The organism is Calditrichota bacterium (genome assembly GCA_013152715.1).
In the GTDB taxonomy this organism is placed as follows: Bacteria; Zhuqueibacterota; Zhuqueibacteria; order Thermofontimicrobiales; family Thermofontimicrobiaceae; genus 4484-87.
The window spans coordinates 18297-29194 of record JAADFU010000066.1; the positions used below are offsets into that span (position 1 = coordinate 18297).

At 39.4% G+C, this 10898-nt stretch carries 9 protein-coding genes; 6 read left to right on the forward strand and 3 right to left on the reverse strand.

The window, feature by feature from the left end; all coding sequences use genetic code 11:
• Positions 1-422: 422 nt before the first annotated feature.
• From GXO74_05285 to GXO74_05295, 3 genes are all read right to left on the reverse strand, one after another.
• Positions 423-3959, reverse strand: a complete 3537-nt coding sequence (locus GXO74_05285) for a CHAT domain-containing protein (GenBank protein NOZ61073.1) — start codon at positions 3957-3959, stop codon at positions 423-425.
• 131 nt (positions 3960-4090) lie between these two features.
• Positions 4091-4942, reverse strand: coding sequence for a zf-HC2 domain-containing protein (locus GXO74_05290; protein NOZ61074.1), 852 nt, complete (start codon positions 4940-4942; stop codon positions 4091-4093).
• A gap of 70 nt (positions 4943-5012) precedes the next feature.
• Positions 5013-5462: a sigma-70 family RNA polymerase sigma factor gene (locus tag GXO74_05295; protein ID NOZ61075.1), complete on the reverse strand. Its 450-nt coding sequence runs from the start codon at positions 5460-5462 to the stop codon at positions 5013-5015.
• Between the two features lie 488 nt (positions 5463-5950).
• Between GXO74_05295 and GXO74_05300 the strand changes: the two genes are divergently transcribed.
• From GXO74_05300 to GXO74_05325, 6 genes are all read left to right on the forward strand, one after another.
• Positions 5951-6553 carry a sigma-70 family RNA polymerase sigma factor gene (locus GXO74_05300; protein NOZ61076.1) on the forward strand — a complete coding sequence of 201 codons (603 nt, stop codon included), beginning with the start codon at positions 5951-5953 and terminating at the stop codon, positions 6551-6553.
• Positions 6543-7226, forward strand: coding sequence for a hypothetical protein (locus GXO74_05305; GenBank protein NOZ61077.1), 684 nt, complete (start codon positions 6543-6545; stop codon positions 7224-7226). Before GXO74_05300 ends, GXO74_05305 begins: the two co-directional genes overlap by 11 nt.
• A 55-nt stretch (positions 7227-7281) precedes the next feature.
• A complete protein-coding gene (locus GXO74_05310) occupies positions 7282-8382 on the forward strand; it encodes a hypothetical protein (GenBank protein ID NOZ61078.1) in 1101 nt (366 codons plus the stop codon).
• A gap of 655 nt (positions 8383-9037) precedes the next feature.
• The gene (locus tag GXO74_05315) at positions 9038-9820 is read left to right on the forward strand and encodes a nucleotide-binding protein (protein ID NOZ61079.1); all 783 of its coding nucleotides are present in this window, start codon (positions 9038-9040) and stop codon (positions 9818-9820) included.
• A gap of 180 nt (positions 9821-10000) precedes the next feature.
• Positions 10001-10264 (forward strand): hypothetical protein, encoded by a 264-nt coding sequence (locus tag GXO74_05320; GenBank protein NOZ61080.1) that lies wholly within the window; start codon positions 10001-10003, stop codon positions 10262-10264.
• On the forward strand, positions 10245-10646 hold the full coding sequence (locus GXO74_05325) for a type II toxin-antitoxin system VapC family toxin (protein ID NOZ61081.1): 402 nt from the start codon (positions 10245-10247) through the stop codon (positions 10644-10646). Before GXO74_05320 ends, GXO74_05325 begins: the two co-directional genes overlap by 20 nt.
• Positions 10647-10898 lie beyond the last annotated feature (252 nt).

The following is a 10898-nucleotide window of genomic DNA, read 5'->3' on the forward strand; positions in this document are numbered from 1 at the left end:
CATCATCGAATCAAAGGTTCCAAACTTTAATTAAAAATCTCTGCGTAGCCCTCAATTAAAAATGACGTTATCATATTTGATTGAACTCTCCGCTTGTTTTTGTAGTTTAGTTCTCGTTTGCGCAATTTTCAACAAAAACAGACTTCATATATTTTTTAAGCGATTCAGGACCGAGATTTTTATGCATGTCATCAGATGCATTTACAATTTTTCTTGCTGAAAATTTCTTTTTATTGGCGAGAATATATCGATTCTTTTTTTTGTCCTTTGAGTCTTGGAGACTTCGAGGCTGGATAATTACGATTTATTTTATCTTCAACAAAATGCACAGTAGGCAGGTTACGCCGAAAGTGTAGGCAGTTAAAATCTGTCTAATGAGTTAAATTTATGTGCCATGTTTCGGTAAGAGATAAAGTTGAGTTTCAGCGAGTATTGCCAATCAACACGAATGGCGCCCAATAATAGGGATGACGATACAATTTTCTTGCGGAGTGCAGCATATTGATTTTGGCGAGCCGCAAAGCAATCGCCGGTTCATTTCCGTTTTGTAAAAACTGATAAAAGTCTTTCATGAAGCCTGCCGTCGAGCGGTCATTAATGTTCCACAAACTCACTACCACCGCAGGAGTGCCGGCGTAAATAAATGCCCGGGTCAATCCCACAACGCCTTCTCCTTTTTGCAATTTGCCCAGTCCGGTTTGGCAGGCGGAAAGTGTAACCAGATCGGCGTCCAGCTTCAAATTTAAGATTTCGTTCATTTGCAAAAATCCATCTTCAGCAGGATCACCGTCCAGCGTTAAAACGATCGCTGATCTTGAAGGTCTTTTCTGATCGATCATTCCGTGAGTGGCAAAGTGAATATATTTGTACTTTGACAAATCGATGCTTTTTACGACCTCTTCTTTCGCCGCCTCGCCAAAATAGATCCGGCTGTCATCTGCAGGAAAAATCGAACTAATTTCTGCTATTTCAACACCGGAAAACGATAATCGTTTAAATTTGAAGCCTCGCCGCTCGTAAAGTCCGCGGGTGAGAGAATCAGACCGAAATTGAATTTCGTCCGAACTGTTAATCAAAGGATCGAGCGGAGTATTCTCTCCGCGAACAGCCATTAACTCCATGCCTCCGCCAAAATAGGGATCGCCAAACGCCAGCAGCGATTTTCTGCCCCGCACATGTTTTTGTTTTTTCTCTTTGAGAAAGCAAAGCACTGACGCAGAAGGGGCGTACGAAATCGTAAATTTACTAATTAAGTATTCGCAAGTTTGGCTATCGGTACTTTTTTTCGTAATCAGCGTTTCCATCGGCAAATAATGGAGAATGCCATCGGGCACAATGTACAGAAAAGATTTCTCCTGAAAGGTTCGGGAAAATCTTCCCAGCAATTTTTGGTAAAGCTTAAAACCGAGTGTGTTGTGTTTGGCAAAGGCATTTGCCAAATTTGCTGGTCTGGAAATGGTTTGCAGGTAATGGCGAACATCGTTTTCGATTTCTGCCCTTTGGGGCAAGCGGAATAAATTTGTTTTATCGGCAGTAATTATCCACACAAAAGAACTGCTATCACCAAGAGAAAATTCTATCAGCGCCGACTCTCGATCGAGGACTTTTTTTCGGATTTGATTTAAAGAATAAGGCTGGGGATAAATGAGATTGGCATAGCGCGGATTGTTTTTTCGCATCTCACGTTTCAAATCGTTGAATTTTTCCTCGACCTGCTCCAGTTGAGCCATCAACTCTTTCCATTTTGAGTCAACGAGATTTGAGTTCTGTAATTTCGTTTGCAGATCCGAAATTTTTCTCAAAATCTCTCGTTCTTTTATCTTTTGCGCCTCGCTAATGCCGCTCTCGACACTTGCCCTGGATTCAGCCAATAAGTCTAAAAATGCCCGGGCTCTGGCTTTTTCAGAATAATAAAATGCTTTTTCTGCATAGCCCTGTTGAGGACTTTTTTGATGGAGCTCAGCCAATAAATTAATTGTTTTTTCGAACACCGCCGTTTTATTTACCAAAAAACCTGCTTTAAATTCTGCGAGCTGTAATCCGCTACGCACTTTGTCAATGTGATCCATGGCTTTGCGGTAGTACCGAAGCGCCTTCTGGACTTCTCCTTTTGCTTCATAAACCGATGCCAGTCCTGCGTTTGAGTCCCAGATGAGTTCCGGATTTCCGATTCTTTTGCCAATCCTTAAGGTTTTTTGGTAATAAATTTTCGCTTCGGGCAAATTATTTTTCAGTAAATTTAATTTTCCCAAGTTGATGAGTTCGTCTCCTTCTAATTTTTTGTTATTTATGGCAGTGGCAATGGCCAGCGCTTTTTGAAAACAACTATCGGCTTCTTCAAATTTTCCGATTTCATAAAATAGTTGGCCTAAATTCCCGGACAACTCGGACTCATTGCCTTCGTCTCCAATTTCTTTTGCAATTTTAATCGCCCGAACATAATATTTTTTTGCTTTTTCATGATTTCTTAGTCTTTGGTAGGCGACGCCGATGTTGCCTAACAGCCGTCCTGCTTCTTTTTTATTTTTCGCGCTTCGGGCGATTTGCAGCGCCTGATTGTAATAGGATAAACTTCTGTCATAATCTCCCATGACATCAAAAATAATCGCCATATTTCCAAGCCCGTAGCTTTGCCCGTTTTTGTCACCCATATTTTGGGCGATTGTTAGCGCCTTTTCAAAATAGTCAAGTGCGCGCGTGTATTGACCTAAATTCCAGCAAGCGAGTCCCATCATATTCATATTTCTCTGCTGTCCGTTTTGATCGCCCAATTCAACCGCTAAACGGTAGGCTTTTTGTGAATATTTTAGAGAACCGGAGAAGTCAGCCATCTCATAATAATCTGCGCCCATGCTCCAAAAGAAAACTTTTTTTATGCTTACGTCGTCAATTTGATTGACGAGAGCCTCGGCGCGGTTGAAATTTGCTATTCCCTGCTCAAATTCTCTCATCGCCAAATAAACTGACCCGATATGCCGGTAACACAACGCCTCTACGTTCTTATCGCCGAGGTACTTTGATATTTCCAGCGCTTTCTTGAAGTAATTTAGAGATTGCCGGTACTTTTGCGTGTCCCGATAAATGACGCCCATATTTACGTAAATTCTTTCTTGCGTCTTTTGATTTCCGAATTCTTTGTTTAATTTCAGCGATCGTTGAAAATAGTTTAACGCATCGGCATATCGGGAAAGATTTAACGAAGCAGCCGCAGCATTGCCTAAAAATCTCGCTTCGTATTCAAGGTCATTATTTTTTTCTGCTAATTTTAATCCCGACAAAGAATAATTCAAAAAGGCCTGATTTTCTCCTGCGTAGTAATATAAAATCCCTTTCTGTTCATAAGCCAGATAAATGTCACTGTTAAGTTCAATTGTTTTTTCATAATATTCATGCGCTTTTTGCCACTCTCTTTTGTTTCGATAAAGATAGGCCAACCCAAAATATACTGCCGCATTTGGGGGATTCGACCTAATCTTTTTAGTAAAAAATTTTTCAGCCTGATCAAGCTGTTCCAAATTTTTGTAAACATCAACTAAATTTTTATAGCAAAATACATATTGCGGCACAAGTTCGATTGCTTGTAAGGTGTTTGCTTTGGCAGCGATAAAATTTCCTCGATATTCTTCCAGCAATCCCAAACAATAATAAGCATATCCGTTGCGATTATTTTCCGTCGCAAGATGTTGAAAATATTCCGCAGCGCTATTCAGATCATTCATTCTTTTATAGAGCAGGACAATCTTGACATACGCTCTGGGAAACGATGGATTTTGCTGAATGATTTCTTTGAACTGCGCTATCGCCTGCTGGTTTTTCCCTTCGCTAGATAGCCGCAAAGCGGCATAATACATTTGAAAATATTTGCCGTTATTTTCCTGCGCTGGTGAAATCGCCGATTTAAAAATTATTAAAACGATGGTCATTCCTAATATAAAATATTTACTTGGTTTTTTTAACATTAAAATTCCTTTAATTTTAAACTAAACAAACCAGATTTCTAAAAGAAGCCTGATTTGTAATAGAGCCGATTTTTATTCAAATAAAATTCACGGACAGTAAATCCGACTCTTTGTCCGGCAACTTCGCGGCATTATTTTTCCTTAACTATTTTGAATGAAAAAAGGAATCTCTCCTCCACCTGCTTCTTCGCTTTATTGAATTCACTAATTTGAAGAGAATAAAGTCCCCCCCTAAAAAACCGGCTATGGCAAAAAATGAGAAACGTGCCATATTCATCGAGACTTTTAATCCCCTGCTTTTGCCAGATAATTTCATCAGCAGAGTCAAAAATTTCTGCATTGTATCTGATGTTTTCGCTGATCAAAACGGGCAAAGTAAATGATAAGGTAAAAATATCTGTTTGCGCATCGAGCTTGATTTCATTTAAGGATTCTTCCTCTGCTCGACTATTAAATTGCAGGAGTTGATAATTTTGTTGCACTACGCCGGGTTCGGTCATCGTTTTTCGTTGGAAAATTCCCAGATACGCCGGATAAAGCAGCAATAAAATTATTATGTAGGCCAATGCTGGTTTCGCCAGGGTCTTTGGGAGAAACGTATTTGTGTTTTCTTTGATTTTCAGCAAAATTTGTAACCATCGTTTCTCTCTTAGAGAAGCGTCAACTTTGCCCAATATCTCCAATTCATTGCGGCACTGAAAACAAGTTTTTAAATGAGCTTCGATAAAATTTTTCTCATCGGCTGGCAATTCATTTTTTGCCTCGGCATATTGAACCAACTTTGCTGACAATATGTGATCAGAAAGCAGTTCTTTGTTTTCCTGGGTCAACCGAAGTGATAATTTTTTCATTTCCTGAAAAGTAGTTTGACATTCCCGGCACTGTTTAAGGTGTTGCTCAATTTTTTTCTTTTCATGGCTGAGAAGCGTGTCATTAATAAACCAAGGAAGTAGTTCCGCAATTTCTTTTTCTTTACAGCTCATGTATTCTCCTGTTTTACCAATCAATTGTTTTTTCCCATAATAATGTCGTTGGAAAAATCAATTCGTTCCTTCAATCGGTAAATTTTTTCCGCAATTCAATCGCCTGCTTGATGCATCGGAAAACTCTCGATTTTACCGTTCCTTCAGCAATATTCAACAAAGAGGCAATTTTCTTGTAAGACAGGTTCTCCATAAAAACCAGCCGCAACGTTTTTCGGCAGCGTTCTGAAAGCTTCGCTAATATGAGGCGTAACATTTCCCGTTCTTCCTGTTGCACCAGCGCAGTAAAATTGTCGGTTTTTTCCGCAATTTCCACAGCATCAATATTAATTTTTTGATGGCGATATTTTTTTCTTAAATAATCGATGCAAGTATATTTGGCAACGCGATAGACATAAGTTTTCAGGCTTGATGCGCTCCGAAACGAGTTTTGCCGGAAAATCAGATACAGTTTAATCCTGACATCCTGGACAATATCTGCCCAGTCTTCTTTCAATCCCCAATAGTCATTCTTTACCACAGTTGTTATCCAGCTCGAAATTTGAAAGTATTCTTTTTGACTGCCGCGGAGAAAACCTTGAATTAGTAATCTGTCCTTTTTTCCCATAAGTGATTTTTCGAAATGATGAGTAATAATAAACCTATATTTTTAAATATACATTTAACATAACGATTATTGATTTAAAAATCAATAAGAAATTTTTATTGATGAAAATAATACCTGAAATTAAAAATATGGTCTGCCTTTGTGAAATTCCAAACTACAAGCCATGAATGCACCAAGAGCGCTTCGGTCCGCGGCGTGATTTCCAACAAACCCCTATTTTGTTATTCTAATGGCAAAAACATGACTTTCAGGTGTAGCCCATCGCAAAGACGGACCACACCTTCTGAAATTAAAAACAAATTTCCTCAAAGAAAACTGGTTTCTTCTCCCCCAAACAAAACTTTTCCCCTCATTCATCAGTCTAATAATTAGATTTTGAATCGATTCCAAACGGAGAACACATGACAGAGCGGGATTTGATCGAACAACTCATCGCCGGAAATCGCGACCGTTTCAATATCATGGTTGACCAATGGGAAAAACCAATTTTCAATTTTGCTTTGCGCTATCTCGGCGACGACGAGTTAGCGCGCGATGTCGTTCAGAAAACATTTATTCGCGTTTTCAAAAACATCGGCAAATTGAAAGAAGCGGAACGATTTTCTTCATGGCTGTACCAGATTGCGACTAATTTGTGCAAAGACGAAATAAAAAAAAGAGCACGGAGGGAATTTCTCTCCATCGATCGCATTCAGGAAAATTCAGAAAACGGACATCTCATGCCGGAAGAATTAATTGACCGGGGAAACAATCACCCGGATGCTGCGCTCAATCAAAAACAAATCGGCAGCATTCTGCAAAAAGCGCTCAATCAACTCCCCGAAGAGCAGCGAATTGTAATCATCATGAAAGAATATCAGGGGCTGAAATTTCGCGAGATCGCCGAGGCGCTGGGCGAACCGCTAAACACGGTAAAATCGCGGATGTATTACGGACTAAATGCGTTGAAAAAAATTTTTGAAAAATCGAACATTACCGAGGAGGTGCTGAGTTATGAAGTGTGAGGAAGTGCGTCCTTTGCTCATAGACTTGCTTTACGATGAAATTTCAGACGAAAACAAAAGAAGAGTGCGCTCCCATCTGGAAACCTGTCAGGAATGCCGCGAAGAATTTGCTTCCCTGAAATCCACATCAAATATTTTGCAGAAGTGGGAAGATGTAGACCCGGAATTTAAATTGGTTCTGGTGAATGAGTCAGTCACCTGGATAGAGCGGGCGAAACAATTTTTCGGCAAAATCTTGCCCGGACCGGCAATCGCGGCGCGTCGTTTCGGCTACGGATTAGCAGCGGCCTTTTTGCTGCTGGCAATCGCAAATACGGAAATTTCCTACCAGCAGGGTAATTTTCACATGCGGCTGTCGCTTTTTTCAGGGACAAAACAAAGCGAACCGGCGGCGCTCACGACGGCGCAGACAGAAGCGTTGATCAAAAAAATGCGACAGGAAAATTACTATTTGACGCAATCGCTTATTTCGCAAAGTGAAGCCAGATTGCGCAACGACTGGGCAACGTCGCTAACGCAGCTCAACAAAACTTACGAACAGCAGCGTTTGAAAGACCTGCAATTGGTCGGCAGCGGTCTGGTTAATTTGCAGCGCAATACATATCAGAAAATCAAACGCACCGACAGTTCGATCAACGAGTTGCTGCGCTACATTTCTGCGCCGCAAAAATAAATTGTCAGGCTTTTTTGCTCGAATGATTTTAGTTCAACAAAATACGAGGTAAACGATGAATAAAAAGTTACTCATTTTTTTCTTCGCGGCAATGATGCTATTAAATGGTGTCAATCTGGCTCAGGCGCAAAACGCGAAAATAGAAAAAAAATTAAAAGACGACGTCGAAATCATGGAAACTGTTCTCGACAAAATGTTTGCATCAGAAACAAGTTTTTTCACATCATTTGCTTCAAACAGCCGCGGATTTTATTTGAAAGATTACGGCGTAATTTTCCATGTCCGCCATTCGTTGCCCATAAATGAAATGCAATTCTTCATGATGAAAAATCTGCGGCAGCAGGTACAAGCCTATACCGTGAAAGAAAAAAACGAACAGAGAAAAGACAGCGAGACCGATTTTGCAGAACAAATTGAAGAAATCAAACAGCGAGTTGTAAATTTTCTTGGTAATTACGCGTCGAATCTGCGCGATTTGAAAGCGAATGAAAGGGTTGCAGTAGTTGTTGACATTGGCAGTTCCGTGCCGGGGATGACAATTATCAGCAGAAATCTACCGCAGCAAATTGTAGCATCCGCACCGGTCAAAGACTTGCGAGCTTATCGCCAGGAGAAAATTTCCGAGGCAGCATTCCGAAAAAAAATTCAATTCGACGAAATAAAAATGCCGGCAGAGGATATTTCCATCTTCACCAACGTCGTCCGTACGGCAATGGAACACGCCGGCAGACAGGGAGCATTCAACATTTCCAGCGAAGTGCAGGGGATTCGTTTTCCCGGCTACGGTGTGCTTTTTCTCACCAGTGTCGATTTTTCCAATCCCTATCAGGAAACGATACAACTGCAAAAGTTACTGGAACAGCAATCCGGAAATTTAAATGTCACCATTAAGCAAAGCAAAACTCCGGATTACCAGAAACAGGTCGATGCCATGCAGCAAAAATTGATTGATTTGCTCTCCAATTATGGCCACACGCTGCGCAACCTGCAGCCGAATGATTGGGTCGAGTTCGCTATTAATTTCCGCGGCGGATTCAGCGAACCAGGCTTCTCCCGCGGCATCATCAAAGTCCGCAAAAAAACCATCGACGACTTCAATCGCAATAAGATTACTTTCAAGCAATTTAAGAAACAGGTAGCAGTGGTTTATTATTGAGAGGAAACAAATTCAATAACTAACCAAATAACAAAATTCACATTGCAAGCCCAAAAACCATCGCCCGAGGCGGTGGTTTTTTTTATTCGCTTTTAAGCTGGGCTATAAAAAATGTGAGCAGAACTTCAAATTATTGCTCCCACAACTGCCTGGCTTATCTTTTAAGCTTTAATCATTTTTTACTTGACTTTTCCGTAATATTTTTTTATAATAAAAAAAAAGAGAGTGATTTGCTTTGTAGGCTTCTCAATCGAAAAAACATTCTGCTTATTAGATGAGGCAAGTGCGAGACGATCGAAAATCTCACATGCTTTCTCCGCAACCTTTCGGCGCCGCTTTTGGATGAGAATATTTATGGCAAAAATCGGGATAATTTTGTAGCCATTTAATATACGATGGACAATCTTTCTTTTTCAAAAAAGGTACGTACAGATTTTGAATTTTGGTAGGTATTTTTTCTATGACACAAAAACCATAATCTTTCTATATAACATTCAAATTATAATAAAAGGCAGATATGCATAACTACATAAAGACATAAAACCATTTAGTTAAAAGTAACGATTTTTCTTGACCTTATCATTTTTTATTCTATATTAAAATGGTAGGTTATACGGATATGTATAATAACTGGTTAGGCCTGAAGGGAAAAATATTGACACCTGATCAAATAATCGCAGAGTTTGATAGATACGAGTCAGAGCTTTCTCGCATCTATGAAAGTTTTAATCATACTCGTGAAGGTATTCATATTGGCAAGGGAGATGACCCCTTGTATAGACAGTACGTACGTGAACTTATAGACCTTTATAACGACACGCTCGGTTCAAATACTTATTCTGCACAAATAGCCCATGAGTTTAATAACGGCTTCGGTTATCTTGGGTCGCCGTCTCTAAAAGGTGTAGAAAATGTGCTTGGTGTAGTTCGTGCGTCCTTGACACGATTACGACGCAATCCAGATTTGCTTGTTAGACGAAAAGCGGAAGAGTCACTACGCCAAAAAGAAAACGTTTTCATCATACATGGTCGCGATGAAGCCAAATGGAGAGAACTCAAAGACATAATTCAAACTGAATTTCGCATGAACCCAATAATTCTTTCCCAGCAACCAGATGCGGGTTGCAAAACGGTCATTGAAAAATTTGAGCACTATGCTCAAACATGCTCATATGCAGTTGCTGTGTTTACACCAGATGATGAGGTTTCGTCAGAATCAGAAACTTACTTACAGGCACGCCCCAATGTTATTTACGAATTAGGGTGGTTTTGTGGAAGGCTTGGTCGAGGCAATGTAATGCTATTACTTAAGGAAGGGACATCTATGTTTTCTGATTTCGGTGGCATCATTCAGAAACGTTTTGCTCAAAATGTATCAGAAAAGCTCGTTGAAATTAGAAAAGATTTAATAGCTGCAGGAGTGTTACCTGCTGCATAGGCCTAACAATGCGCTCGTTCGGATGCAAACTACGCTGCGCCCCTTTTGCGCCGCACAGCTTGGTCGTTAATAATCGATTCATCATTAAAAATTTATTACAAAAATCTATTGTGTAAATCTCATTTTTTGCCTATATTTAAAAGGAATATTGCTCAATTCACTAATTCATAGGTTTTGAAAATGAAAGTATCAACAATGCGTAAAAAACTATTAGACGAAATTGCTAAAATTCCGGATGAAAAAGTACCTGATATTTTGCAGTTTCTTCATTATTCTCGATTAGGATTAGGAGCTAAAGCCTCAAGTCCTCAGAAAATATTACAATTAGCCGGAAGTTGGAAAGATATGTCAGACGGTGATTTTAAAGATTTTTTGAATGATGTGACAACTCGCCGTAAAAAGGCATTTATGTCAAGGAGAAATCGTGAAACAAGCGTTGATTGACACGGACATAATTTCTTTTTTTCTGCGTAATCATAAAAATGTTGTCATGAAATTTGAGAAATATCTTGATGAATTTGAAAATGTAAACTTTAGCATCATCACATATTATGAGATTATTAGTGGCCTAAAATACAAAGATGCTCAAAAACAACTTGATGCTTTTTTAAAATTTTCTGAGTATAATTCAATTCTCCCAATTACAAAAGATTCTATAGAAATTTCAGCGGACATTTATACCGATTTAAGAAAAAAAGGTGCTTTGATAGATGATATTGATATATTGATTGCTGGAATAGCTTTGTCTAATACCTTGATACTTGTTACCCATAATACCAGTCATTTTGGGAAAATTGACGGCTTGGAAATAGAAGATTGGTATTAAATGAAATCTGCTCACATTTTCCGCATTCTTTTGATCATGTCTTCATTAAATCTTATCTATTTCAATTTCCAATCCACCATAAGTTTATGAATAATATTCTATTAGTCAACATGCAGGCTAATGTTGCCGTCACTTCCTAACAAAAATCAAAAACACTCCCCCCCAAATAATCGACACCGGCAACAGAATATCGGCAACGGGGCTGTGCCATTCGACGGACAGTACAAAAAATGAAAAAATAGCCGTCAACAT

Coding starts and splice junctions, on each gene's coding strand:
- GXO74_05285 (NOZ61073.1), bottom strand. CDS start 3,959: ATGTTAAAAAAACCAAGTAAATATTTTATATTAGGAATGACCATCGTT.
- GXO74_05290 (NOZ61074.1), bottom strand. CDS start 4,942: ATGAGCTGTAAAGAAAAAGAAATTGCGGAACTACTTCCTTGGTTTATT.
- GXO74_05300 (NOZ61076.1), top strand. CDS start 5,951: ATGACAGAGCGGGATTTGATCGAACAACTCATCGCCGGAAATCGCGAC.
- GXO74_05305 (NOZ61077.1), top strand. CDS start 6,543: ATGAAGTGTGAGGAAGTGCGTCCTTTGCTCATAGACTTGCTTTACGAT.
- GXO74_05310 (NOZ61078.1), top strand. CDS start 7,282: ATGAATAAAAAGTTACTCATTTTTTTCTTCGCGGCAATGATGCTATTA.
- GXO74_05320 (NOZ61080.1), top strand. CDS start 10,001: ATGAAAGTATCAACAATGCGTAAAAAACTATTAGACGAAATTGCTAAA.